Genomic DNA, 23,748 nt, shown 5'->3' on the forward strand with positions numbered 1-23,748 from the left:
CTCACTTGTTCGATCCCACCAGCAACCCGGACACGAACTGCTTCTGGAACACGAAGAACACGATCGCCGTCGGCACCGCCGCCACCAGCGACCCGGCGGCGATCACGTTCCAGGAGTTGGAGTAGCCGCCCTGCAGGTTGAGCAGGGCCGCGGTGATCGGGAACTTGGTGTCGGTCTGCAGCACGGTCATCGCCCAGATCAGGTCGTTGTAGATCCAGGTGGTGGCCAGCGCGGCCAGTGCGGCGAGCGCGGGCCTGCACAGCGGCAGCACGATGCTCCAGAACGTGCGTCCTGCGGCGGACCCGTCGAGCAGGGCGGCCTCGAACACCTCGGTCGGCAGCCCGCGCATGAACCCGTGCAGGACGAACGTGTAGAAGCCCAGCCCGAACCCGACCTGCACGACGACCAGCGCGAACAACGTGTCGTAGATCCCCAGGCTCTGCGCGATCCGCGACACCGGGATCAGCAGGATCTGCGGCGGCAGCAGGTTGCCGGCCAGCATCACGAGCAGGATCGTGCGCCGCCCCGGGATGCGGAACCGGGAGAGCGCGTACGCCGCGACCGCGGCCAGCGCGAGCGACAGCAGCACCGTCGCGACCGTGACGACGGCGCTGTTGAGCAGCGCGGTGGCCACGGCGCCCCCGGCGAGTGCGGTGGCGAAGCCCTCGAAGGAGAGTCCGGTCGGCAACGCCCCGAGGCCGCGGGCGGCGATGTCGTCGAAGTCGCGCAGGGACACGAGCACGACGAAGACGATCGGCGCCAGCCACAGCAGCGTGAACGGGACCATCACGACGTGGAACCAGGGCGATCGGGACCTCATCTCAGACCTCCTCCGCCCGGGCCTGGCGCACCAGGTAGGTGATGATGAACGCGATCGCCAGCAGGAAGATCACCACGGCGATGGCCGAGCCGTAGCCCAGGTTCACCAGCGTGAACCCCTGCTGGAACATGTAGGTCGAGAGCAGCTGGGTGGTGTTGTAGGGCCCGCCGCGGGTCATCGCCCACACGATGTCGAACGTGCGCAGCGAGTCGATCACCGTGACGGCGAAGACCACCGTGTTGACGCCCCGCAGCTGCGGCATGACCACGCGCCAGAAGCGCTGCCACGCGTTGGCGCCGTCGACGGCGGCGGCCTCCTCCAGCGTCGGGTCGCAGCCCTTCAGCCCCGCGAGGTAGAGCACCATGATGTAGCCCACCTGCCGCCACACCGCGGCGATCAGCACGGCGTAGAGCGCGGTGTCGGGGTTGGCGAGCCACTGCTGCTGCAGCCCCTCGAGCCCGATCACGCCCAGCCCGGCGTCGATCGGACCGCCCGGCTGGTACATCACCCGCCAGAACAGGCCGGTGACCGCGAGCGAGATGACCATCGGCAGGTAGATGGCGCTGCGGTAGATCCCGACGCCGCGGCCGGGCCGGTTGAGCGCCACCGCGAGCGCGAGCCCGCCCGCCACCGACAGCCCGCCGAACCCGATCGCCCAGATGACGTTGTTGCGCAGGGCCGTGGCGAAGATCGGGTCGGCGAGCAGGCGCTCGTAGTTCTCGAAGCCGACGGGCTCGGCCGCCCCGACCCCGCTCCACGAGGTGAAAGACAGCGAGAAGCTGTTCATCGCAGGCCAGAACACCCAGAACAGCTCGACGGCCAGCGGCAGCGCCAGGAACAGCCACACCAGCGGCGGCACCCGGCGCGTGACCCCGCCCCGCCGCCCCCGCCGTCCGGCCGCGCCACCGGGCGGGGCACCCGCCGGGGCCTGTTGGAGGGCGGTCACGAGGAGAAGACCTGCTGCGCGGCCGTCTGCCAGGCCTGCAGCTGGCCGGGGACGTCGGTGGGGTCGGCGAGGAAGCGGGTGAGCGCCGCGTCCGCGGTCGTCTGCAGCGCGTCGCTGGAGTCGCGGTTGAAGAACTGGGTGAGCTCCTGGGTGGAGTTGAGCAGCTCGATGCCCTTCTGCACGACCGGCGCGAACCCCGACGTGTCGACGTCGGGCGAGGTCGGCAGGCTCCCCGACCCGGCCTCGGCGAGCTTGGCGATGTACTGCGCCTGGACCTCCGGCGAGGCCAGGTAGCTCATCAACGCCTTCGCGCCGTCCGGGTTGTCGCTGGCCGCCGCGGCGAAGTAGCCGTCGGTGGGCGCCTCCTCGGCGCTCGGCACGCTCGGGTCGATCGTCGGGACGGAGAAGAAGTCGAGGTCGTCGCGCTGGTCGGCCGGGAAGTACTGCATGGCGAACGCGCCGACCAGATACATCGCCGCCTCGTCGTTGACCATCGGCGTGACGGCTTGCTGCGAGTCCCACGACGTCTGGTTCGGGTGGAAGTAGGGGATCAGCCGCGCGTACTGCTCCATCACCGCCGCCACCTCGGGGTCGGTGAACGAGCGTTCCCCGGCCAGCAGCGCGCGGTGGTACTGCGCGCCGTTGATCCGCAGGTTCAGGTAGTCGAACCAGCCCGACGCCATCCACGGGGTGGTGCCGATGCCGTTGGTGAGCGGGTGGACCCCCCGCCCCTTCAGCTCGTCGCAGAGCGCGATGAAGCCGTCCCACGTCGTCGGCGGCTCGATCCCCCACTTCTCGAACGCCGAGCGCTTGTAGAAGATCGACCACCAGTAGTAGCTGGTCGGCACGAAGATCGCCTGGCCGTCGGCCGACGTCGACAGCGACCGCAGCGCGTCGGAGAACCCGGCGCACGCACCGTCGCCCGTCCACAGGTCCGAGACGTCGAGCAGCAGGCCCTCGGCGGCGTAGGAGTTGGCGACCGACCCGGCGTACCAGGTGAGGACGTCCGGCGGCGTCGCCGAGGACAGGTAGGTCGACAGCTGGGCCCGGAACTGCTCGGTGGCCACCGAGTTCATGGTCACCGGAGCACCCACCCCTGCGTAGGCGGCCACGAGCTGCTCGAGGGCGGCCTTCGGGCCGGCGTCCTGCACCGAGGACTGCAGCGTGATGGTCGACGACACCTCGCCCCCGCCACCTCCCCCGCTGCCCGAGCCGACGCAGGACGTCAGCAACGGCACGCTGGTGAGGCTCGCAGCTCCGAGCAGGAACCGGCGGCGGGACAGCGGTGACGGGTTCATGACAACCTCCAGCGCGCCCTCGTTGGCGCGGTCGGACCGGTTACTGGGTGAAGCGCGTGTTGCATTCCTGCTGGAGGGCGACGTCGGCCCACATCGGGTGCTGCGGGGCGGCGTTGGAGCACACGACCGTGCCCCACGCGCCGACCTGGCGGGCGTAGCGCACGGCGTCGCGGCAGATCTGCGCGCCGACCGGGCCCTCCTCGAAGTCGCCGCGCAGCGGGGTGTATCCCACCCAGCCCTCGCCGAGGACCAGCGGGACGCCGTGCGCCGCGGCCCAGTCGGCGGCGACGTCGAGCCACAGCCGCAGCTTCTCGTCCATCGCCACGCGGTGCTCGCCGTAGTGGTCGTAGAGCCAGCGGTCGAACGCGTCCGGGTCGCACCAGTCGTGCACGTAGACCTCGGAATGCTGGATGATCATGGCATCGAGCCGCCAGCGGTGCTCGTCCGGGACGCTCCACTCGGCGGCGGGCGGCGCGCCGGCGCGCAGCAGCTGCGCGTTCGCGGCCTCCTGACCGAACTCCTCGACCGGGCGGCGCAGCCCGAACTCCTCGATCAGCGCGCCCAGCACCCCGTAGACGTAGGGGTGCACGACCAGGACGTCGATGTTCTCCGGGATCCCCCGCATGCTCGCGTGCGGCACCCCGCCGTAGTTGACGGTGCAGGGACGGTCCGGGTGGCGCGCCTTGAACGCGTCGACCGCCTTCTCCAGCGACGGACGCAGCTCGACCACGGCGTTCGCGCGCTCCATCCCCTCCGTCAGGTGGCCGATCTGCACCTCGTTGTGGATCTCGGTGAACGCGACGCGGTCGTCGAGGCCCTCGGCGACCAGCAGGTCCACCAGGTCGGCGTGGGCGGCGGCGAGGCGCTCGGGCCGCTCGGCGGGCGGCACCGCGCGCAGGGCGTCCCACCAGGCCGGTTCCGCCGCGAACGCCGAGCTCTGCTGGTACTCCCACGACGAGACGATCACGTAGCAGTCGTGGCGGCGCGCGGCGCGGAACAGCTCCAGCAGGTGCTGACGGGCGTCGATCGTGGTCGGGGCGCCGACGTCGTACCAGCGCAGGCCCTGCCCGTACTCCCCGCCCAGCGGGCCGAGCCGCAGCGCCGACGTGTCGAGCCCGGAACCGAACAGCAGGAACGGCATCGCGCAGATCCGCACCGTGTTGTAGCCGCGCTCGACGGCCTGGGCGAACGCCGCGTCGAGGTCCTCGAAGGGCTCCCCCGGCCCGGTGCGCACGTACCAGGAGAAGTCCCACAGCGAGATCGTCAGGCGGTCGGGCAGGTGGGCGGGCAGGGACGTCATCGAGCTTCCTCCAGGATGGCGTGCAGGGAGCCGGCGAGCTCCAGGGCGTCGACGTGGTGCGGGTCCTGCGCGAGCAGCGCGCCGAGCCGCTCGCGCGCCCGGTCGGGGGCGCCGTCGAGGACGTCGAGCTGCGCGCGCAGGAAGGCCACCCGGCGGTCCCGGGCGATCTCCGGGTCTTCGGCGAACAGCAGCATCGAGGGCAGCGATGTCGCGAAGTAGTCCACCGTCGCGGGCGCGGCCTCCAGCGCGTCGACGAACGCGCGCAGCGACGCGGTGCGCTCGCGCGCCTCGGCGTCCCGTCCCAGCCGGCGCAGCGCGAGCACGGAGGAGTACGTGGCCTCGGAATGCGGATCGGCCGACATCGCGCGGAAGTCCCCGTCGGCCACCGCCGCCTCCCACGCCGCACGCGCCCCCGCCGCGTCCCCCGCGGCCGCCAGCGCGTCGCCGCGTCCCAGCTGCAGCGCCGCCGTGCTGGCCAGCGGGTGCCGGGCCTCGCCGAGGGAGGCGGGCGGGTCGAGGGCCGCGTCGTGGGCGGCGACCGCCTCCTCGCCGCTCGCGCGCGCCGCCTCCAGCCGGCACAGCCGGTCCCACGCCGCCAGCACCGCGCCCTCGCCGCCCTCCCACGGCTGGAACGTCCGGCCCAGCAGCAGCGCGCGGGCCGCGTCGAGCCGGCCCGCGGTGAGCAGCAGGTGCGCGAGCTCGACCGTCGCGTCGTCCCGGGACTCGACGACCTCCCGCACCGCGAGCAGCCGCTCGAGCCGCCGCGCGGGCGACACGCCGCGCCGGGCGTCGAGCTGGTCGCTCTCGAACACCAGCCGGGCGTCGGAGGTGCCGGCGGCGGCGAGCGCGCGGTCGTAGGCGCCGCGGGCCCGCTCGGCGTCGCCGAGGTGGTTCCAGGCGGCCAGGCCCAGGTTGCGCCACACGACCGGGTCGGACGGGTCCAGCGCCGCGCTCTCCCGCCAGGCCGCGATCGCGTCGTCCGCGCGGCCCACCGCGTAGCGCCAGTGCCCGAGCAGCGCGAGTGCGCGCGCATCGGTGGGGTCGGCCGCCGCGGCGCGTTCCAGCGCCTCGATGTCCTCCAAGCGGACCGGGACGCACCACGTCAGCGGCTGTGAGTGGATACGGGTGCTGGAGCACTCGTATCCACTCACGACCCGGTCGAGCAGGGCGGCGCGGTGGTAGGAGATCAGCGGGCCGGCGGCGGTCTGACCGAGCGCGCGGTGCGCCTCGCGCTCCTGCGCGGCGTCCAGGACCCGCAGCGCCTCCTCCGGCTCGCCGACGCCCGCGTACTCCAGCGCCACGTCGAGGCAGGTCTGCGCGTCCGCGGTGAGCGGCAGGCCGGCCAGGTCGCGGCTCCACCAGTCCAGCGGATCGAGCGCGAGGGTCTCCCGGAGCAGGGCCGCGGCCACATCGGCCCGCCCGGTTCGGCGCAGCAGCAACGCCGTCAGCGCGCGGGCCTGCAGGTGCTCGGGCTCGACGCGGCGCACGTCGGCGAGGCGGTCCAGGGCCGCCGCATCCCGGCCGGCCGCGGCGTCGAGGCGGGCCATCCGGTAGCCCGCGGGGGCCCGCCACGCCCGGGCCCAGGACGCGGCCGCGTACCGCGCGTAGGCCTCCTCCGTGCGGCCCTGCCGGTCGAGCACGAGGCCGAGCGCGTACAGCGCCGTGGTGTCGCCCGGGTGGGCGTTGAGCGCCGTGAGCCGCTCGACCGCGGCGGTGAGCAGGACCTCGGCCTCGGCGTACTCGCCCCGCCCGTAGGCGCGAGCCGCCAGCCCGACGCTGCTGGCCACGTGCCCGGGGTCACGGCGCAGCGCCTCGCGCCAGTACGGCTCGGGCGAGCGCGTCGCGTGCCGGTACTGCGCCAGGTGCGCGCCGATGACCGCCAGCTCCTCCACCGACGTGACGTCAGCGGGTGCCGCCGGCTCCCTCGCCGCCGTGACGTCCGCGCCGGCGTCCGGCACGAGCGAGTCCCAGCTCACGAGCTCGGCACCGGCGTGCAGCACCCGCAGCACCAGCCGGTCCGGCACGTCCAGCGCGACCCGGGAGCGGTGCGGTGCTCCCGGCGCGAGGTCGGCGTCCACCTCGGCCAGCACCGCGCCCGCCCCGTCCTCCAGCCGCACCCGGCAGCCGGGCCGCTCCGCCGTCACCGCGACGCCGACGCGCACGCCGCCGGGCTCGACGTCCACCCGCACCGCCGCGTCGACGCTCGCCGCGTGCACCGGCCCGATCTCCTGGATCGGGTACCAGAACTGCGAGAACACCTTCGTCTCGCCGGGGGCGATGAAGGAGAAGTCGGGCTGGTTGTCGGTGAACACCCCCGCCATCAGCTCGACGTACGCGGCGCCGTCGTCGCCGAGGTTGCGGTCCCACGCGTGCCCGAACGCGGCGTTGCCCCAGGTCCACTGCTTCTTGCCGATCGCCACGTGCGGATCGGCCACGTGCACGAACCCGGCGCGGGCGGCGTGGTCGTAGCCGCCGAAGAACCCCTCACGGCTGCCCACGCACATGTACGACGTCGGGACCTCGATGTTGCGGTACCAGTCGAGGCGGTCGCCGCCGGTGTCGCGGCGGGCGGGGTAATCGATCCCGTAGTACGGGCGGTCGGCCGCCGGGAACGCGGTGATCGCGCGCTTCGCGTGGTCAGCGACCACACGCACGTCCCGAGGGAAGAACGACTGGTACTGCTCGTGCACCCGGGCAGCCACGTTCGCCCACCACAGGAAGGTCTGCGTCTGCTCGCTGCGGTTGTACAGCCGCGCCCGCACCTCGATCACCGCCCGGTCCGGGCGCAGCCGGATCCCGTGCATGCCCTTCATCCGGGCGAACGGGTCGTGGTCGGAGCACCAGACCGTCACCGCGCCGTCCGGCTCGTGCTCGATCTCGACGTCGGTGGGCAGGAACGTGGCCGGCCGGTGGTGCTGCGGCCAGTTGAACTCCACGCCGCCGGCGATCCACGGCCCGGCCAGCCCCACGAGGGCGGGCTTGATCACGCCGTTGCGGTAGAAGAAGTCGTAGCCCGCACCGCGGTCGTACCCGACGTGGATGCGCCCACCCAGCTCGGGCAGCACCATGACGCGCAGCCACCGGTTCTCCAGGTGCACGGCGTCCCAGGTCACCGGGCGGCTCGTCGCGCTGATCCGGTCGTGGAACGGCAGCGGGTACACCCGGCCCGAGGACCCCTGGTAGACGCGCCGGTCCAGATAGGCGGGGTAGCGGTCGGGCGCCTCCGGCAGGTAGGTCTCGATCACCACCGGCTCCCGCCACCCGGCCACGCCGGCACCGGCCAGGTCGGCGGGCCGATCCGGGAGCTGCAGTCGGGACTCACCGTCGAGCACGCCGCGACGCTACGAGCGCGCGGCCCGCGGCGGCATGGGCGATTCGATCGAGAACCCTGGACGATCCGACGATCGCCGCCGGCGCCCCACCCGCAAGGCCACCGAACAGCCCGGCCGCCCCGCCCCGCGCCGCGCTCAGCGGCCGACGACCCCGACGGACCCTCGGCGGGTGGCACTAGCGTGAGGCCGTGCTCCTCCCCGACGGCTTCCCCGGCCAACGGATCCGGGTGCTCCCCCGCCCGCTCGTGACATCCGCCCTGCGCAGGACGCCGACCTCCGCGCTGCTCGTCACGGACGCCGGCTACTTCCCGCGCGCGGCGAACCACGGTCGGCGGCGCCCCGGAGGCGCCCCGGAAGCCATCGTGATCGTCTGCGTCGACGGGATGGGGCGGTGCCAGGTCGAGGGTCGCACCACCGTCGTCGCCCCGGGGCAGGCGCTCGTGCTGCCGCCCGGACGCGCCCACACCTACCTTGCCGACCCGCGGCGCCCATGGACGATCTGGTGGCTGCACGCGGCCGGCACCCAGGTCCCGGAGCTCTTGGGGTTGATCGCGCCCGACGGGCGCGAGGCGCTCGTCGCGCTGCAGGACACCTACCGCGCCGTCGCCACGATCGACGACGCCATCGGCTTCCTGGAACGCGACGAGACGTTCCCGAACCTCATCTCCGCGGCCGGCACCGGATGGGCGCTGCTGGCCCAGCTCGCCGCCGACGTCGTGGCGGGCGGCGCGCAGCGCACCGAGCCGGTCCGCCAGGCGCAGGCCTACCTACGCCACAACTTCGCGAAGCCGCTCAGCGTCGCCGAGCTCGCCCGCACGGCCGGGCTCTCCCCGTCCCACTTCTCGGCGCTCTTCCGCGCCGCCACCGGGGGCGGGGTCGTCGAGTACACGAAGCGGCTGCGGATGGCGCGCGCCCGCGAGCTGCTGATCACCTCGTCCCGCGACATCGGCGACATCGCGGCGGCGGTCGGCTACTCCGACGCCTTCTACTTCTCCCGCCAGTTCCGCACCGTGCACGGGTGCAGCCCGAGCGACTACCGCACGGCGCACCGCGAGGGTCAGGGCGGGTAGGGCGATGACCACGGCGTTCGCTGGGTCATCCAGCAGCCGGTCCGGGCCACCCTGCCCACGCCCCCCTTCTCCGCCCACGCCCCCCGTCGACGGGATGCGCGACGCGGAACCGGGGGCGCGACCGGACACGAGGGGCGTGAGCACCCCGACCCGGCGCCACTCCTCCCCGGGGCCCTGCCTCATACGGCGAGTTGCAGTGGGCGCGCCGTTCCCGGCTCGAGGCCTCCTGCCGCATCCGTGTACCGCGTGGGCCGATCAGACCGATCACGAGGGCAACACACCTCGAACCCGCCCGATGATCACAGATGAGGGGTGCAACAGAGGTGAGCGGGGTTAGATCCTTCCTGAACCCGTTCACGTCGACCTGATCACGAAAAGGGTGCGTTCAGCGGACGCGGGACGGCCATGATCAGCGAGCGTGGTGCTAGAGCGGCAGGTCTGCGGCCCTCGCACCAATCTTGGCGACCATGACGGCGAGTTGCGTGCGCCCCGTGATCAGCACGCCGGCGGGAGCTGGGGCTGGGTCGTCCGGGCCGCGAGCCCCGGCAGCCCGTCGAGGCTCACGGCGTTGCGCTCGGCGTGGTAGCGCGCGATCCGCTCGTCGTCGCGGCTGCTCCAGACCGCGTCGAGGGTCTCGCGCTCCGCCACGAGGTCCATCTGCGGCACCGAGTAGCCACACGAGTCCGACACCCGGGCCACCTCCACGCGCACCACCCCGCGCAGGTAGGGCCGCCGGATCTCGGCCGCGTCCCCGAAGGGCGCGAGCTCGGCCTCGTAGCCCGGGTCATCCACGAGCACGGCCCGCCCGGTGCCGTGCAGGCGCACGATGGTCGGACGGCCCTCGAACGCGCAGAACATCACGCAGATGCGCCCGTTCTCCCGCAGGTGGGCGACGGTCTCCACGCCACTGCCGGTCATGTCCAGGTAGGCGAAGGTGTGCGCGTCGACCACCCGGAACGTGCCCATGGTGCCCTTGGGCGAGAGGTTCACCAGCCCGTCCGCGGCCAGCGGGGCGGTGGCCACGAAGAACACCGGCTGCTTCTGGATCCACGCCGCCATCGCCGCGTCGATCCCGTCGTAGACCTTCCCCATGACGCGGACAGTAGGCCCCGTCAGGGCAGCGTGAGGATCTCCACCCCGTCGGCCGTGACGAGGACCGTGTGCTCGAACTGCGCGGTGCGGGCGCGGTCCTTCGTGACGACGGTCCAACCGTCGTCCCAGATGTCGTAGTCGATCGAGCCCAGCGTGATCATGGGCTCGATGGTGAAGGTCATCCCCGGCTCGAGGACGGTGTGCACGCTCGGCTCGTCGTAGTGCAGCACCACCAGACCGCTGTGGAACGCGCGGCCGATGCCGTGGCCGGTGAAGTCGCGCACCACCCCGTAGCCGAACCGCTTGGCGTAGGACTCGATCACGCGGCCGACGACGTTCAGCTCCCGCCCCGGACGCACCGCCTTGATCGCCCGCGCCGTGGCCTCGCGGGTGCGCTCGACCAGCAGCCGGTCCTCCTCGGCGACGTCACCGGCGAGGAACGTGGCGTTGGTGTCGCCGTGGACGCCGCCGATGTAGGCGGTGACGTCGATGTTGACGATGTCGCCGTCCTGGATCACGGTGGAGTCCGGGATGCCGTGGCAGATCACCTCGTTGAGGCTCGTGCAGCACGACTTCGGGAAGCCCTTGTAACCCAGCGTGGACGGGTAGGCGTCGTGGTCGATCAGGAACTCGTGCACCACGCGGTCCACCTCGTCGGTGGTGACGCCTGGCGCCACCGCCGCGCCGCCCGCCGCGAGCGCCTGGGCCGCGATCTTGCTGGCCACCCGCATGCCCTCGATGACCTCGGGCGTCTGCACCCACGGGTCACCGCTGCGCTCGGGCCGGGACTTCCCGACGTACTCCGGGCGCGTGATGTGCGCGGGCACGGGCCGGGTCGGCGAGACGGTGCCGGGGGTGAGCAGCGTGCGGGCGGGCATGGCCTCCAGTCTAGGCCGCGCGTCCCGACGACCCACCGTGGTCGCTCGCACACCGACTCCTGCCCCGCCGCACCGACTGCAGTCGGTGCGGGAGCACCGATATCGGTGTGCGACCACACCGGACGCCGTCGCCCGCGCCGCCCGCCGCTCGCACACCGACTTCCGCCGCCGCACACCGAGTCCTGCGGTCGCACACCGACTCCTGCGCTCACGCATCGACTGCAGTCGGTGCGGGAGCGCTGATGTCGGTGTGCGAGCGTCAGCGGCGCCACGCGGCGCCGGCCGGGGAGGCGGCGAAGGCGCGGCGGAGGCGGTCCGCGACCGGGGCGAAGTCGTCGATCTCGGACCAGATCCAGCGGGCCACCCGCAGGTCGAGGTCCCGGATCTCGTCCTCACGCAGCTTCTCGGCCACCACGACCTCCGCCGGGTCCTGGCCGGGCCGCAGCAGGCGCCCGTACTTCGAGAGCCCGTCGAACTCGGCGACCGTCCGCAGCTCCGGCCACGCGAAGTCGACCTCGTAGGTCCGGCCGTCGCCCTGCACCTTCCACTGCAGCTTCGGCTTCGGCAGGCCGGCGCGCTGCATCGCGAGGCGGCTGCGGGACTCGCCGACGCTCTCGCTCCCGCCATCGGAGACCGTGATGACCCTGCGGGCCTGTGGCGCTCCCTGCCATCCGGCGCATCGAGCGGCGACGCTGCTCAGCTCGTCCAGGTCGACGAGGTGCTTGTGCAGCGCGCTGTCGGCCACCGCGACCGCGGCCTCGAAACCGGCCGAGCGCGCGAGGTCGACGACCGTGCGCGCGACCGAGGTGACGGCGAGGCCGTCGACCTCGTCCACGTCCTCGGGCGCCAGCGGGGCGGCGTGCAGGTGCACCCCCCGGCCGACCCGGCCCCCGCTGCGCAGGTCACGGGTGCGGTGGATGCGGTCGAGCCGCAGCCCCCACGTCGAGAGCCGGTGGAGCACCGCGGCCGAGACGTGGCTCAGCACGCCGTCGGCCGCATGGCGCTCGTCGCGGACCGCCGCGAGCAGGGCGTGCCGGACCTCGAACTGCGGTGGGGCGTCCGGGGGCCTGCACGTAGGCGCCCCTCCCGAGCCGCAACAGCTCCCCCGCCCGCTGCCGGCGCCGCACCTCCTGATCGCTCCAACCGGCCCTGATGAGCTCGCGACGCAGGACGAGGCGCGGGGTCTCCATGCGGCGAGGATGACGGCGAGGCGCGTCCGGCGGGCCCGATTGCGCGAACTGCCCCCGTCGCACACCGACTTCTACCCTGGCGCACCGACTGCAGTCGATGTGCCAGCACCACAATCGGTGTGCGACCGCCCGCCGCGGCCGCGGCCGCCCCGCCGGCCGCCTCGCACACCGACTCCGTCGTCACACACCGAATCCTGGCGTCGCGCACCGACTGCAGTCGGTGTGGGAGCGCGGATGTCGGTGTGTCAGCGCAGGGCGCGTTGGCGGGCCCGGAGGGCGACCAGGGCCGAGAGGCCGCGCCAGCCCAGCATGAGCACGGCGAGGGAGACGGCCGTGACCACCGCGAAGCTCAGCGGCAGGCGTTCGGTGAAGCCCGCGCGCAACGCCAGGCCGAGCACGACGGTGCCCGCCCAGACCACGAGGGCACCCCGGATGCCGACCGGGTGGGCCCGCACGACCGGTGTGGCCCACACCGCCGTGAGCCCCACGAGGAACGGCGCCGCGGTGCCCAGCAGGCCCAGCAGGTCGTCGGGTTGCGCGTGGTTCATCCGCCCGATGGCGGCGAAGACGACGACGGACACCACGTCTGCCGTGATCGCGAGCGCGGGGATCCGCCGGGGCGACATGGGTTCCAGGGTAAGCGCCGAGGCAAGACCCACCTCACCTCGCGAAGGAGGATTCCTCCGTTCGCGGTCAGCCCAGCGCCCCCAGGAACCGCTCGGCGACCCCCACGGCGGGCGCCGCCGACGCGCCGTCCACCACCAGCACCGCGAACGCGACGTCGCCGCGGTAGCCCATGAACCAGCCGTGGGCCCTGCCGTCGGCGGTGAACTCCGCCGTGCCCGTCTTGCCGTGCACCTCGCCGAGCCCGGCCAGCGTCGACGCCGTGCCCTCGGTGACGACGGCCCGCATCATCGTGCGCAGCTGCTCCAGGACGGCGGGGTCCGGCGCGGCGGCCGGGACCAGCACCTCGGTGGGCCGGTCGCGGAACAGCTGCGGCACGACCGGTCCGCCGCGCGCGACGGTGGCGGCCGCGAGCGCGACGCCGAACGGGCTCGCCAGCACCTCGCCCTGCCCGAAGCCGTTCTCGGCGCGCAGGACCTGCTCGGCGGCCGTGGGCACGGAGCCGGTGATCGTGGTGATGCCCGGCACCGCGTAGTCGGCGCCGATGCCGAACCGCAGCCCCGCTGCGGGCAGGGCGCCGGGTTCGAGGTCGACGGCGAGCTGCGCGAACGTGGTGTTGCAGGAGCGCGCGAACGCCGTGCGCAGCGGGACCGTGCCGAGCCCGAACCGGCCGGCGTTGGGCACCTCGCGCCCGCCGATCACGGTGGCGGGCGGGCACGGCAGCGGCGTGGCGGCGGTGACGCCGTCCTCGGCCATCGCCGCGGCCGCCGTGACCACCTTGAACGTGGAGCCCGGCGGGTAGCGGCCGGTGAGCGCGAGCGGGCCCTCGGCGTCCGCGGCGGGGTTCTGGGCGACCGCGAGCAGGTCACCGGTGGACGCCGACACCGCCACCAGCATCGCTTGCTGCGCCACGGGCTCCACGGCGTCCTCCGCGGCGGCCTGGATCGTGCGGTCCATCCCGATCGTCACCGTGGTGCCCGAGCGCGGCTCGTGCTCGGCGAGGGTGCGCACCGCGGCGCCGCTGCCGTCGACGACGCGCACCGACCAGCCCGGGACGCCCTCGAGCTGCGGCGCGGCCTCGGCGCGGACGCCGGTGAGCACCTGCCGGCCGAAGTCGGCGTCGGGGGCGAGCAGCCGCTCCGAGGTGGTGAACCGGACGCCGGGCAGGTGGTGGATGGCGTCCTTGACGCTCGCGTAGTCGGTCTCGCGCAGCACCGCGACCGTGTACGCCCGCCCGTCGGGAGTGCGGGCGGCGCCCTCGGCGATGGACGCCTGCGTGATCTGCGCGTCGAACGGGGACAGTGCCTGCGCGAGCGCGCCGGTGACGGCCGGCAGGTCGCCCGCGGCGAGCCGGTCCAGCAGCACCGCCACGACGGTGGTGGCCGACAGCAGCGGCGCACCGTCGCGCCCGACGACCGGCGCGGGCGAGGGCGAGGCGGTGCGCAGCGCGAGCCGCTGGCCGTCCGCCAGCTCGGGGTGCACGACGGTGGGCGCCCAATGGACCCGCCAGCCCTCCTCGGTGTCGGGTGCCGGGCGCAGTTCCATCTCGGCGAGGTAGTGCCAGCTGCGTTCGGGTCCGAGCCGCCACGTGACGTCGACGGACGCCGACGCCAGGTCGGCGGCCGTGCGCACCTGGCCGAGCGTGGCGGTGAGCGCCTCGGGGTCGAGGGATCGGCGGGTGGCTCCGAGCAGCTCACCCGCGCTCTCCGGGTCGTCGGTGAGGGCGGCCGCGGCCCGGTCGTCGCCCGCCGACCAGGCGCTCAGGAACGCCGTGGCGGTGTCCTGCGCGCCGGTGTCCCGGAAGACCCCGCAGCCGGTGGCGGCGAGCAGCACGACGGCCACGACGGCGATCGCGGCGAGCGGCCGGGGAGTTCGGGAGGGCGGCACGGCGCCGAAGTATGCCGAGCACCCCCGACGACCTCGGGCTTCGCCCGATCGTGCGCGAGCCCGGTCACGGGGCGCAGCGGGCCTCGAACACGGTGCACCGCCGGGTGAGGGTGCGGCGCACCTCGGGGAAGCGGACACCCAGTGCGTCGTCGATGCGGCGCAGCCGCTCCTCGGGCAGCACGAGCCCACGCGCCATCCGGGCCGGCCGTTCCCCGCCGTGCCAGCTCAGCACGAGCCGACCACCCGGGCGCAGCACGCGGCGCAGCTCGGCCACGCCGGCGTCCAGATCGGGCCAGATCGCCACGTTGTTGACCGCCACGACGAGGTCGACGGCGGCGTCGGGCAGGCCGGTGGCCCCGGCGTCGCCCGCCCGCACGTCGAGCCGGCCCGCGGCGATCGCACGGGCGTGCGCGCGGATCGCGAGCCGGCGCATCTCCTCCGAGGGGTCGACGCCCGTGACGTGCCCGGCCGTCCGGGCGAGCAGGCCCAGCAGCACGCCGGGGCCGTGCCCCACCTCGAGCACGTCCGCGCCGGGCACCGGCCCGAGCAACCGGGCCACCTCGTGCTGCTGCGCCCGGTTGAGGAGGCGCATGAGCTGCCCGCCGAGCGTGCCGAGCGCGCCGGTCGGGAGTGCGGCGAAGGAGTTGGGGACGGTGCCGGTGGTCCAGCTCGGTGGTATCGATGCAGCCATGCAGCCCACCGTGGATGCTCGAGCGCCCTTGATGTCAATCGGCGAGGCGGCCCGCCGGGTGGGCCTCGCGCCGTCGGCGATCCGGTTCTACGAGGCGGAGGGCCTGCTCGACGCCCCGCGCGGCGACGACGGCCGACGCCGCTACGGCCCCGCCGAGCTGCGGACGCTCGCGTTCGTCGCCATGGCCCGCGACCTCGGCCTCGGCCTCGCCGCGATCCGGGACGCGCTGCACCCCGGCCCGGACGGCTGGGCGGCGGTCGTCGACGCCCAGGTCGCCCTGCTCGACGCGCAGATCGCCCGGGCCCGCCGCGCCCGGGAGGTGCTGCTCTCGGGCCGGGACTGCCCCGCCCCGCAGCCGGTGCGCGACTGCCCCTACCTGCGGGATGCGCTCGACGCGCTGGTAGCGGGGTCGCCGCTGCCCGGTGCCGGCCACCGCGGCGGCGCCGCGACCGGTAACGCGGCCACCGGTGGTGACGGATGAAGGGGCATCATCCGCCCGGTCTAGGCTCCGGGCGGACCTCAAGGACGACGTGAAGAGGACGAGCCTCCCGACATGCAGATCCACACCACTCCGCTCCCCGGCTCGGCCCTGGTCGACCTGAAGCTCCTGGAGGACGACCGCGGCTTCTTCGCGCGCGCCTTCTGCCGCCAGGAGTTCGTCGACGCGGGCCTCGAGCCGCTGGTCGAGCAGGCCAACATCTCGTTCAACCACAAGGCGGGCACGCTGCGCGGGTTCCACTACCAGCTGGAGCCGAACGCGGAGACGAAGTTCATCCGCTGCTACCGCGGCGCGATCTGGGACGTGATCGTCGACCTGCGCCCGGAGTCGCCCACCTACCTGAAGTGGTTCGGCGCCGAGCTCACCGAGGACAACCGCACCGCGATGTACGTGCCGCGCAACTTCGCGCACGCCTACATCACGCTGACGGACAAGGCCGAGGTCATGTACCAGGTCTCCACCGCCTACACCCCGGGCGCGGAGCGCGGCCTGCGCTGGGACGACCCCGCGCTCGGCGTCGACTGGCCGATCCCCCCTGCCGTCATCTCGGAGAAGGACGCGGCCTGGCCGCTGCTGTCCGAGGTCTCGGTGGAGGCCCGCTGATGCTGATCCTGGACACGGCGCTCGCCCGGCGCGAGGCCGAGGACCGCCCGATCCGCGTCGGCATGATCGGCGCCGGATTCATGGGCCGCGGGCTGGCCAACCAGATCGTCAACTCGGTGCCCGGCATGCGGCTCGTCGCGATCGCCAACCGCACCCTCGCCAACGCCGAGCGCGCCTACGCCGAGGCCGGCGTCGAGCCGGTGCGGGTGGAGAACGCCGACCAGCTCGACGCCGCCATCGAGAAGGGCTCGCCCGCCGTCTGCGAGGACGCGTTCGAGCTGCTCAAGGCCGTGCACCTGGACTGCGTCGTCGACGTCACCGGCGCCGTCGAGTTCGGCGCCCGCGTCACGGTGGCGGCCATCGAACGCGGCCTGCCCGTCGTCACGATGAACGCGGAGCTGGACGGCACGGTCGGGCCGCTGCTCGCCCACCGGGCGCGCGCGGCCGGCGTCGTGCTCACCGGCTGCGACGGCGACCAGCCCGGTGTGCAGGGCAACCTCATGCGGTTCGTCAAGGGCCTGGGCGTCACGCCGCTGGTCGCGGGCAACATCAAGGGCCTGCAGGACGAGTACCGCACCCCCACCACGCAGAAGGCGTTCGCCGAGCGCTGGGGCCAGGACCCGTACATGGTCACGAGCTTCGCCGACGGCACGAAGATCTCCTTCGAGCAGGCGATCGTCGCCAACGCGTTCGGCCTCACCGTCCCGAAGCGGGGCATGAACGGCTGGGACCACGAGGGCCACGTCGACGAGCTGACCACCCGCTACGACGTCGACGAGCTGCGCGAGCTGGGCGGCATCGTCGACTACGTGGTGAAGTCGAAGCCGGGCCCGGGCGTGTTCGTGCTCGGCACGCACGACGACCCGAAGCAGCGCCACTACCTGAACCTGTACAAGCTGGGCGAGGGCCCGCTGTACAGCTTCTACACGCCCTACCACCTGTGCCACTTCGAGGTGCCCAACTCGGTGGTGCGCGCGGTCGACTTCGCCGACGCGGCGCTCGCGCCGCCCGCGGGGCCGCACGTCGACGTGGTGGCCACGGCGAAGCAGGACCTCGCGGCCGGCCACACCCTCGACGGGCTGGGCGGCTACGACAGCTACGGCGTGGCCGAGTCCACCGCCGCCACGCGCGCGGAGGGCCTGCTGCCGATGGGTGTGGCCGAGGGCTGCGTGCTCAAGCGGAACGTGGCCAAGGACGAGGTGCTGACCTACGCCGACGTCACCCTGCCGCCCGGGCGGCTGGTCGACCAGCTGCGCGAGGAGCAGGACAAGCTCTTCGCCTGACACCCGCCGACGGAGGGCCGGTCCGCACGCCGCGGGCCGGCCCTCCCGTCGTCTCAGACCGCGGCGGTGCGGCGCCGCGAGGCGAGGGCGTGGTCGACGCTGAACCGGCCGGCGCCGACGGCCGCCAGCACCAGCGCCAGTGCACCGATCACGCCGACGAGCTCCCACCCGCCGTCGGAGGCGAAGACGCCGTTGGCGGCGTGGACGAGCAGCGCGGCACCGATCATGTCCAGCACGACGAGGACGCCCACCAGCGCCGTCGCCGCACCGGCCACGAGCAGGACACCGCCGACGAGCTCGACCAGTCCGGCGAACGCCGCCGAGACGGGCGCGAGCGGCACGCCCATACCGGCGAACCCCTCGGCGGTGGCGCCGAGGCCGTTCGTGACCACCTTCTGCCAGCCGTGCGCGACGAGCACCACTCCGAGCACCAGCCGGGCCACCAGCAGCGCGGCGTCCCGGGCGGAGGGCGGCAGCGTGCGGATCATGGGGTACGACTCCTCGTGTAGGTGAACGCTGAACTGTTGCGCGTTCACATTACGAGGGTCGCTGTGACGGCGCGGTGTGGCCGTCAGCTCCCGCCGGCCGCCCGCCTGCCCTCGATGAGCACCCCGAGGCCGTCGAGCACGCACTGCAGCCCGAACTCGAAGTTGTCGAAGCTCGAGTTGAACGCGCCCGCCTCGCCCACCTTCGTGAGCATCGGCAGCTCCCCCGCCACGACCGCCGGGCCGACGTACTCGCCCTGGATCTCCCACCACTCCTCGTCGCTGATGCCCGTGCGGTCCGCGGCCTGCATGGCCTCGATCGTGCTCTTGGCCAGCCCGGCGACGAAGGCGCTGAGCGTGACGACCGCGCCGAGCATCTCGTCCTCGGTGAGGCCGAGGTCGTCGACGGCGCGCAGGGCCACGTCGGTGGAGCGCATCGCGTTGGGGCCCAGCATCGGGCGGCCTTGCGCGATCTGCAGCATCCACGGGTGCCGCAGGTACATCGCCCACTCCTGGCGCCCGAAGGCCTCGAGCCGGGACCGCCAGTCCCCCTCGAGGACGTCCACCGCCGCGGCGTCCTCGGCGTAGACCTCGTCGACCATGAGGTCCACCAGCTCGGCCTTGCCCGGGACGTAGCGGTACAGCGACATCGCCCCGACACCCAGCGCCCCCGCGATGCGCCGCATGGACAGGGCGACCAGCCCCTCGGTGTCGGCCAGCTCGATCGCGGCCCGCACGATCGAGCCGACCGCGAGGCCCGGCTTCGGGCCGCGGGTCGGCTCGGGCGCCCCGCCCCACATCAACTGCAGGCTGCGTCGGACGGCTGCGCCGCCGTCGGGGCGAGCCGACCCCTCATCGTGTGACATTGCCGCAGATCCTAAAATTGAGTACGGTGTACGAAGCTACCAGTACAGTGTACTCAGTGAGGGGGGTGTCGTGGCACGCGGGTCCGATGCGGTGATCGTCGACGGGCTGGGCAAGCGGTTCGGCGACAGGTGGGTGCTGGAGGGGTTCGACCTGACCGTTCCCCAGGGCACGGTCTGCGGGCTGCTCGGCCCCAACGGGGCGGGGAAGACCACGGCGGTACGGGTGCTCACCACGCTCCTGCGGCCCGACGCGGGGCGGGCGGAGGTCGCCGGGTTCGACGTCGCCCGCCGCCCGGCCCAGGTGCGCCGCGCCATCGGCTTCACCGGGCAGCAACCCATGGTCGACGAGATCCTCACCGGGCGGGAGAACCTCGTGCACTGGGGCCGGTTGTTCCACCTGCCGGCCCGGGAGGCGGCGCGGCGGGCCGACGAGCTGCTCGAGCAGTTCGGGCTCACCGAGGCCGCGCACCGGCGGGCCAAGCACTACTCGGGCGGCATGCGGCGCCGGCTCGACATCGCCAGCAGCCTGGTGCTCGCCCCGCGCGTCTACTTCCTCGACGAGCCGACCACCGGGCTCGACCCGCGCAACCGCGGCGAGGTCTGGAACGCGCTGCGCGGGCTGGTCGCCGGCGGCACGACGGTGCTGATGACCACGCAGTACCTGGACGAGGCCGACCAGCTCGCCGACCGCATCGTCGTGATCGTCAGCGGGCGCACCGTCGCCGCGGGCACGCCCACCCAGCTCAAGAACGCGATCGGGGGCGATCGCATCGACGTCACGATGCGGTCCGAGGCCGACCTCCCCGCCGCCGCCGCGCTGCTGGCGAGGGGCGCGGGCGGCGAGCCCGAGATCGATGCGCCGGTCCGACGGATCAGCGCCGCCGTGCACGACCGGGTCGCCGCGCTCACCGCGGTCGTGCGGGCACTGGCGGACGCGGGCCTCGAGGTCGAGGACATCGGCGTGCGCAGGCCCACCCTCGACGAGGTGTTCCTGCACCTCACCGGCCACCCGGCCGAGGAGCCCGCTCCCACCCCCCGGATCGGGGTGCCGGCATGACCACCCTGACCGCCCCCGTGGGCGATGCCCTGCGCTGGACGCTGGTCGACTCCTGGACGATCGCGCGCGCCGAGCTGCTGCACTGGGTGCGCAACCCGAGCCTGATCGCGTCCAGCGTCGCGTTCCCGGTGATGTTCGTGCTGCTGTTCGGGTTCGTCTTCGGCAGCGCGATCGCGGTGCCCGGCGGCGGCGACTACCGCGAGTTCCTCATGCCGGGGATGTTCGCGCAGGCCATGGTCAACGGCGCGGCGGCCACGGTGGCGGTCGTCGCGGCCAACCGGGCCCTCGGCGTCACCGACCGCTACCGCTCGATGCCCGTGGCCCGCAGCGCCCCGCTGATCGGGCGGAGCCTGGCCGACATGGTCGGGTCGGTGCTCGACCTGGTCGTCCTGGTGGCGTGCGGGCTGCTGGTGGGCTGGACCACGCGCACCGGTGTGGGGTCCACGCTGGCCGCGGTCGGGCTGCTGCTCCTGCTGCGGTTCGCGATGATCTGGGTGGGGATCTTCCTGGGGCTCCTCGTCAGCCAGGAGGCCGCCGGGCTGGCGTGGGCGCCGCTGTTCCCCCTCACCATGATCGCCAACACCTTCGTCTCCCCGGCGCAGATGCCACCGGTGCTGGGCGCGGTGGCCGACTGGAACCCGATCTCGGCCACGGTCACCGCCACCCGGCAGCTGTTCGGCAACCCGGGCGCCGAGCTCACCGCCACCTGGCCGGCGCAGCACGCGATGCTGCTGGCCGTGCTGTGGCCGGTGGCCATCGTCGCGGTGTTCCTGCCGCTCGCGGTGCACCGCTACCGGCGCACGTCAGGCTGAGGCTGAGGGCTTCCGCCCCACCGCGCCCACGTGCTCGACGAGCCTGCCGGGCGGCCCGTCCGGGCGCCACAGCGAGCTCTGCACGACGCCGGGCTCGAGCAGCTCCAACCCGTCGAGGAAGCAGGTGATCTGCTCCGTGGTGCGCAGCACGTACGGCTGCGAACCCGCCTGGTTCCACATGCTCACGGCGGCGTCGAACGGCCCGCCGCCGTCGGTCCGGCCGTCCGCCACGACGAGGTGGCTGCCCGGAGCCACGGCGGCCACGAGATCGCGGACGGACCGGCGGGCCTCGGCGAGGTCCGGCAGGTGGCCGAGGACGTTCGTCAGCACGAGACCCACCGGGCGGTCGAGGTCGAGGTCGCGGGCGGCGGCGTCGAGGAGCCCCGCGGGGTCGCGCAGGTCGGCCTCGACGTAGGACGTGCCCTCGCCCTGCAGCAGCACCCGGGCGTGCGCGAGCACCACGGGGTCGTTGTCGGCGTAGACGACCCGCGCCCCCGGCGCGACCCGCTGCACGACCTCGTGGGTGTTGTCGACGGTCGGCAGCCCCGGGCCGACGTCCACGAACTGGCGCAGGCCGACCTCCCCCGCGAGGTGCTGCAGTGCCCGGGCCAGGAAGCGCCGCGACGAGCGCACGAGGTCGACGACCGGCGGGTAGGTGGCGCGCAACAGGTCGCCCACCTGCCGGTCGACCGCGTAGTTGTCCTTGCCGCCGAGCCAGTAGTCCCACACACGGGGCGAGTGCGCGACCGGGGCGTCGGTGCGGCGCTGCTCCCGGTTCACGCGCGCACCCTATCCGGTGATCACCACCCGATCGGGGTACACCTGCCCGTCGGGATAGCCCGTCAGAACAGGACGGTGGCGAAGCTGCCGATCTGGGTGAACCCGATCCGCGTGTAGGCGGCGCGCGCCACGGTGTTGAAACCGTTGACGTACAGGCTCGACACGCGGCCCATCGCCGCGAGCCGCTCGGCCACCGCGGCCGTGCCGGCGGTGCCGAGGCCGTGCCCGCGCCGCTCCGGGTGCACCCAGACGCCCTGGATCTGCCCCACCTGTCCGGACAGGGCACCGATCTCGGCCTTGAACACGACCTCGTCGTTCTCGAACCGGGCGAACGCGCGGCCCGCGGCCACCAGCTCCGCCACCCGCGCCCGGTACCCCACCCCGCCGTCGCCCAGCCGCGGGTCGACGCCGACCTCCTCGGTGAACATGGCGATGGCCGCGGGCAGGTAGCGGTCCAGCTCGGCGGGTCGCACCGGGCGGACGTACGGGTCCGGGTCGACCGCGGGCGGGCCCGCGAGCACCATCAGCGGCTGGTCGGCGCGCACCTCGCGCGGAGGCGCCCAGTGCGACGCGAGGTCGTCCCACAGCGGCAGGACGAGCTCGGCCCGCCCGACCAGCGAGGAGCAGGTGCGCCCGTGGCGCCGGGCGCGGTCGGCGAAGCTGCGCAGGGCCGCGCGGTCACCGCGCAGCGGGACGAGGTTGGCACCGGAGAAGCAGAGGCCGTCGAGCCGGGAGCCGACGGCCCAGAGCTCACCGCCCAGCCGCCACGGGTCCAGCCCCGCCACCTCGACGCGGGCAGCGACCATGCAGGCGGCCACCGGATCGTCCTCCAGGGCCGCGCGCACCCCCGCGCGGTCCCGGTCGTCGAGGAGCCGCGCTCCGGCGAGACGAAGCACCCCCCAACGATGCCAGACGCCGGCTGCGGTGCCCACGACGGGATCAGCTCTCTCGGAGGGCGTCAGCCCACCGTCACCTGCGGCTCGCCGTCGCCCTCCATCGACTCGGCGATCTTCATCGCCTCCTCGATGAGGGTCTCGACGATCGCGTGCTCCGGCACCGTCTTGATGACCTCGCCCTTCACGAAGATCTGGCCCTTGCCGTTGCCCGACGCCACGCCGAGGTCGGCCTCCCGGGCCTCGCCCGGCCCGTTGACGACGCAGCCCATGACGGCCACGCGCAGCGGCACCTCCATGCCGGTGAGCCCGGCCGTGACCTCGTCGGCGAGCTTGTAGACGTCCACCTGGGCGCGCCCGCACGACGGGCAGGAGACGATCTCCAGCTTGCGGGGGCGCAGGTTCAGCGACTGCAGGATCTGCGTGCCGACCTTGATCTCCTCGACCGGCGGCGCGGACAGCGAGACGCGGATCGTGTCGCCGATGCCCTGACGCAGCAGCGCCCCGAACGCGACGGCCGACTTGATCGTGCCCTGGAACGCGGGCCCCGCCTCGGTGACGCCGAGGTGCAGCGGGTAGTCGCACTGCTCGGCGAGCAGCTCGTATGCCCTGATCATCACGACGGGGTCGTTGTGCTTGACCGAGATCTTGATGTCGTGGAAGTCGTGCTCGGCGAACAGGCTCGCCTCCCACATGGCCGACTCGGCGAGCGCCTCGGGTGTGGCCTTGCCGTACTTCTGCATCAGGCGCTTGTCCAGCGAGCCCGCGTTGACGCCGATGCGGATCGGGGTGCCGTGGTCCTTCGCGGCGGCCGCGATCTCCTTGACCTGGTCGTCGAACTTGCGGATGTTGCCGGGGTTCACCCGGACGGCCGCGCAGCCGGCCTCGATCGCGGCGAAGACGTACTTCGGCTGGAAGTGGATGTCGGCGATCACCGGGATCTGCGACTTCCGCGCGATCGCGGGCAGCGCGTCGGCGTCGTCCTGGCTGGGACACGCGACGCGCACGATGTCGCAGCCCGAGGCCGTGAGCTCGGCGATCTGCTGGAGGGTGGCGTTGACGTCGGCGGTGAGGGTGGTGGTCATCGACTGCACCGAGATGGGGTGGTCGCTACCGACACCCACCGCCCCGACCTGCAGCTGCCGGGTCTTGCGGCGCGGGGCCAGTGTCGGCGCGGGCGGTGCGGGCATGCCCAGGGAGACGCTCACGGCTCCAGTATCCCCGGGCCGTGCCGGAAGCGCCGCCGACGGTGTCCGGGCCCACCCCGGCTCTCGCAGGGTGAGCGCCACCGGGCGACCGACGAACGGCACTGTCGTCGCTTCCTCGCCGACGAGAGTGCCGT

General features: G+C 73.6%; 23 protein-coding genes. 6 read left to right on the top strand and 17 right to left on the bottom strand.

Going from position 1 to position 23,748, the window contains the following annotated elements; translation table 11 throughout:
• Window position 1 precedes the first annotated feature (1 nt).
• From FB558_RS05985 to FB558_RS06005, 5 genes are read right to left on the bottom strand one after another with little or no spacing between them, the layout of a single operon-like run.
• A complete protein-coding gene (locus tag FB558_RS05985) occupies window positions 2–820 on the bottom strand; it encodes a carbohydrate ABC transporter permease (RefSeq protein WP_142048886.1) in 819 nt (272 codons plus the stop codon).
• Window position 821: 1 nt separating this feature from the next.
• The gene (locus tag FB558_RS05990; protein ID WP_142048888.1) at window positions 822–1,766 is read right to left on the bottom strand and encodes a carbohydrate ABC transporter permease; all 945 of its coding nucleotides are present in this window, start codon (window positions 1,764–1,766) and stop codon (window positions 822–824) included.
• Entirely contained in the window at window positions 1,763–3,064 is a 1,302-nt protein-coding gene (locus FB558_RS05995) for an ABC transporter substrate-binding protein (protein WP_142048892.1), read from the bottom strand. The genes FB558_RS05990 and FB558_RS05995 overlap by 4 nt, the downstream gene beginning before the upstream one ends.
• Before the next feature lie 40 nt (window positions 3,065–3,104).
• A complete protein-coding gene (locus FB558_RS06000; protein ID WP_142048895.1) occupies window positions 3,105–4,364 on the bottom strand; it encodes a cellulase-like family protein in 1,260 nt (419 codons plus the stop codon).
• Window positions 4,361–7,696, bottom strand: coding sequence for a DUF5107 domain-containing protein (locus FB558_RS06005; protein ID WP_142048897.1), 3,336 nt, complete (start codon window positions 7,694–7,696; stop codon window positions 4,361–4,363). The genes FB558_RS06000 and FB558_RS06005 overlap by 4 nt, the downstream gene beginning before the upstream one ends.
• A gap of 188 nt (window positions 7,697–7,884) precedes the next feature.
• On the opposite strand from FB558_RS06005, the gene FB558_RS06010 reads away from it, so the two are divergent.
• On the top strand, window positions 7,885–8,766 hold the full coding sequence (locus FB558_RS06010; RefSeq protein ID WP_142048899.1) for an AraC family transcriptional regulator: 882 nt from the start codon (window positions 7,885–7,887) through the stop codon (window positions 8,764–8,766).
• A 495-nt stretch (window positions 8,767–9,261) separates the two neighbouring features.
• Here the strand turns inward: FB558_RS06010 and FB558_RS06015 are convergent, their stop codons facing one another.
• The 7 genes from FB558_RS06015 to FB558_RS06045 all read right to left on the bottom strand — a co-directional run bounded on the left by FB558_RS06015 (window position 9,262) and on the right by FB558_RS06045 (window position 15,128).
• Complete coding sequence (locus FB558_RS06015) at window positions 9,262–9,858, bottom strand: pyridoxamine 5'-phosphate oxidase family protein (RefSeq protein ID WP_142048901.1); 597 nt, start codon at window positions 9,856–9,858, stop codon at window positions 9,262–9,264.
• Between the two features lie 20 nt (window positions 9,859–9,878).
• Window positions 9,879–10,736 (bottom strand): type I methionyl aminopeptidase, encoded by an 858-nt coding sequence (gene map / locus FB558_RS06020; protein WP_142048903.1) that lies wholly within the window; start codon window positions 10,734–10,736, stop codon window positions 9,879–9,881.
• A gap of 259 nt (window positions 10,737–10,995) precedes the next feature.
• Window positions 10,996–11,721, bottom strand: a complete 726-nt coding sequence (locus FB558_RS06025; RefSeq protein WP_170231199.1) for a hypothetical protein — start codon at window positions 11,719–11,721, stop codon at window positions 10,996–10,998.
• Window positions 11,639–11,926 (bottom strand): type IV toxin-antitoxin system AbiEi family antitoxin domain-containing protein, encoded by a 288-nt coding sequence (locus tag FB558_RS45645; protein WP_142048907.1) that lies wholly within the window; start codon window positions 11,924–11,926, stop codon window positions 11,639–11,641. The genes FB558_RS06025 and FB558_RS45645 overlap by 83 nt, the downstream gene beginning before the upstream one ends.
• Window positions 11,927–12,171: 245 nt before the next feature.
• Window positions 12,172–12,552, bottom strand: coding sequence for a DUF3054 domain-containing protein (locus FB558_RS06035; protein WP_142048909.1), 381 nt, complete (start codon window positions 12,550–12,552; stop codon window positions 12,172–12,174).
• A gap of 67 nt (window positions 12,553–12,619) precedes the next feature.
• The gene (locus FB558_RS06040; RefSeq protein ID WP_211366127.1) at window positions 12,620–14,437 is read right to left on the bottom strand and encodes a penicillin-binding transpeptidase domain-containing protein; all 1,818 of its coding nucleotides are present in this window, start codon (window positions 14,435–14,437) and stop codon (window positions 12,620–12,622) included.
• 64 nt (window positions 14,438–14,501) lie between these two features.
• Complete coding sequence (locus FB558_RS06045; protein ID WP_142048911.1) at window positions 14,502–15,128, bottom strand: class I SAM-dependent methyltransferase; 627 nt, start codon at window positions 15,126–15,128, stop codon at window positions 14,502–14,504.
• A gap of 31 nt (window positions 15,129–15,159) precedes the next feature.
• On the opposite strand from FB558_RS06045, the gene FB558_RS06050 reads away from it, so the two are divergent.
• The 3 genes from FB558_RS06050 (at window position 15,160) to FB558_RS06060 (ending at window position 17,513) form a co-directional block, all read left to right on the top strand.
• Window positions 15,160–15,609 carry a MerR family transcriptional regulator gene (locus FB558_RS06050; protein WP_170231200.1) on the top strand — a complete coding sequence of 150 codons (450 nt, stop codon included), beginning with the start codon at window positions 15,160–15,162 and terminating at the stop codon, window positions 15,607–15,609.
• A gap of 72 nt (window positions 15,610–15,681) precedes the next feature.
• The gene (gene rfbC / locus FB558_RS06055; protein WP_142048915.1) at window positions 15,682–16,230 is read left to right on the top strand and encodes a dTDP-4-dehydrorhamnose 3,5-epimerase; all 549 of its coding nucleotides are present in this window, start codon (window positions 15,682–15,684) and stop codon (window positions 16,228–16,230) included.
• Complete coding sequence (locus FB558_RS06060) at window positions 16,230–17,513, top strand: NAD(P)H-dependent oxidoreductase (RefSeq protein ID WP_142048917.1); 1,284 nt, start codon at window positions 16,230–16,232, stop codon at window positions 17,511–17,513. The genes rfbC and FB558_RS06060 overlap by 1 nt, the downstream gene beginning before the upstream one ends.
• A 53-nt stretch (window positions 17,514–17,566) precedes the next feature.
• Here the strand turns inward: FB558_RS06060 and FB558_RS06065 are convergent, their stop codons facing one another.
• Window positions 17,567–18,001 carry a DoxX family protein gene (locus FB558_RS06065; protein WP_142048919.1) on the bottom strand — a complete coding sequence of 145 codons (435 nt, stop codon included), beginning with the start codon at window positions 17,999–18,001 and terminating at the stop codon, window positions 17,567–17,569.
• A gap of 83 nt (window positions 18,002–18,084) precedes the next feature.
• Complete coding sequence (locus FB558_RS06070) at window positions 18,085–18,864, bottom strand: TetR/AcrR family transcriptional regulator (protein WP_142048921.1); 780 nt, start codon at window positions 18,862–18,864, stop codon at window positions 18,085–18,087.
• Between the two features lie 70 nt (window positions 18,865–18,934).
• Here FB558_RS06070 and FB558_RS06075 point away from each other — a divergent pair, with 70 nt between their 5' ends.
• The gene (locus tag FB558_RS06075; RefSeq protein ID WP_142048923.1) at window positions 18,935–19,921 is read left to right on the top strand and encodes an ATP-binding cassette domain-containing protein; all 987 of its coding nucleotides are present in this window, start codon (window positions 18,935–18,937) and stop codon (window positions 19,919–19,921) included.
• Entirely contained in the window at window positions 19,918–20,733 is an 816-nt protein-coding gene (locus FB558_RS06080) for an ABC transporter permease (protein ID WP_142048925.1), read from the top strand. Before FB558_RS06075 ends, FB558_RS06080 begins: the two co-directional genes overlap by 4 nt.
• Here the strand turns inward: FB558_RS06080 and FB558_RS06085 are convergent.
• The 3 genes from FB558_RS06085 to ispG all read right to left on the bottom strand — a co-directional run bounded on the left by FB558_RS06085 (window position 20,725) and on the right by ispG (window position 23,614).
• Window positions 20,725–21,513, bottom strand: a complete 789-nt coding sequence (locus FB558_RS06085) for an SAM-dependent methyltransferase (protein WP_142048927.1) — start codon at window positions 21,511–21,513, stop codon at window positions 20,725–20,727. The two genes, FB558_RS06080 and FB558_RS06085, sit on opposite strands and share 9 nt — an antisense overlap.
• A gap of 62 nt (window positions 21,514–21,575) precedes the next feature.
• Window positions 21,576–22,409: a GNAT family N-acetyltransferase gene (locus FB558_RS06090; RefSeq protein WP_142048929.1), complete on the bottom strand. Its 834-nt coding sequence runs from the start codon at window positions 22,407–22,409 to the stop codon at window positions 21,576–21,578.
• A 62-nt stretch (window positions 22,410–22,471) separates the two neighbouring features.
• Window positions 22,472–23,614 carry a flavodoxin-dependent (E)-4-hydroxy-3-methylbut-2-enyl-diphosphate synthase gene (gene ispG / locus FB558_RS06095; RefSeq protein WP_211366129.1) on the bottom strand — a complete coding sequence of 381 codons (1,143 nt, stop codon included), beginning with the start codon at window positions 23,612–23,614 and terminating at the stop codon, window positions 22,472–22,474.
• Window positions 23,615–23,748 lie beyond the last annotated feature (134 nt).

Origin of the sequence: Pseudonocardia kunmingensis (assembly GCF_006716445.1) — a bacterium.
Classification (GTDB): domain Bacteria; phylum Actinomycetota; class Actinomycetes; order Mycobacteriales; family Pseudonocardiaceae; genus Pseudonocardia; species Pseudonocardia kunmingensis.

Bases quoted from the DNA above. Each gene is read 5' to 3' on its own strand.
- FB558_RS06060 (WP_142048917.1), top strand. From the start codon at position 16,230: ATGCTGATCCTGGACACGGCGCTCGCCCGGCGCGAGGCCGAGGACCGC.
- map (WP_142048903.1), bottom strand. From the start codon at position 10,736: ATGCCCGCCCGCACGCTGCTCACCCCCGGCACCGTCTCGCCGACCCGG.
- FB558_RS06065 (WP_142048919.1), bottom strand. From the start codon at position 18,001: ATGATCCGCACGCTGCCGCCCTCCGCCCGGGACGCCGCGCTGCTGGTG.
- FB558_RS05995 (WP_142048892.1), bottom strand. From the start codon at position 3,064: ATGAACCCGTCACCGCTGTCCCGCCGCCGGTTCCTGCTCGGAGCTGCG.
- FB558_RS06035 (WP_142048909.1), bottom strand. From the start codon at position 12,552: ATGTCGCCCCGGCGGATCCCCGCGCTCGCGATCACGGCAGACGTGGTG.
- FB558_RS06015 (WP_142048901.1), bottom strand. From the start codon at position 9,858: ATGGGGAAGGTCTACGACGGGATCGACGCGGCGATGGCGGCGTGGATC.
- FB558_RS45645 (WP_142048907.1), bottom strand. From the start codon at position 11,926: ATGGAGACCCCGCGCCTCGTCCTGCGTCGCGAGCTCATCAGGGCCGGT.
- FB558_RS05985 (WP_142048886.1), bottom strand. From the start codon at position 820: ATGAGGTCCCGATCGCCCTGGTTCCACGTCGTGATGGTCCCGTTCACG.
- FB558_RS06050 (WP_170231200.1), top strand. From the start codon at position 15,160: ATGTCAATCGGCGAGGCGGCCCGCCGGGTGGGCCTCGCGCCGTCGGCG.
- FB558_RS06070 (WP_142048921.1), bottom strand. From the start codon at position 18,864: ATGTCACACGATGAGGGGTCGGCTCGCCCCGACGGCGGCGCAGCCGTC.
- FB558_RS06045 (WP_142048911.1), bottom strand. From the start codon at position 15,128: ATGGCTGCATCGATACCACCGAGCTGGACCACCGGCACCGTCCCCAAC.
- FB558_RS06080 (WP_142048925.1), top strand. From the start codon at position 19,918: ATGACCACCCTGACCGCCCCCGTGGGCGATGCCCTGCGCTGGACGCTG.
- FB558_RS06000 (WP_142048895.1), bottom strand. From the start codon at position 4,364: ATGACGTCCCTGCCCGCCCACCTGCCCGACCGCCTGACGATCTCGCTG.
- rfbC (WP_142048915.1), top strand. From the start codon at position 15,682: ATGCAGATCCACACCACTCCGCTCCCCGGCTCGGCCCTGGTCGACCTG.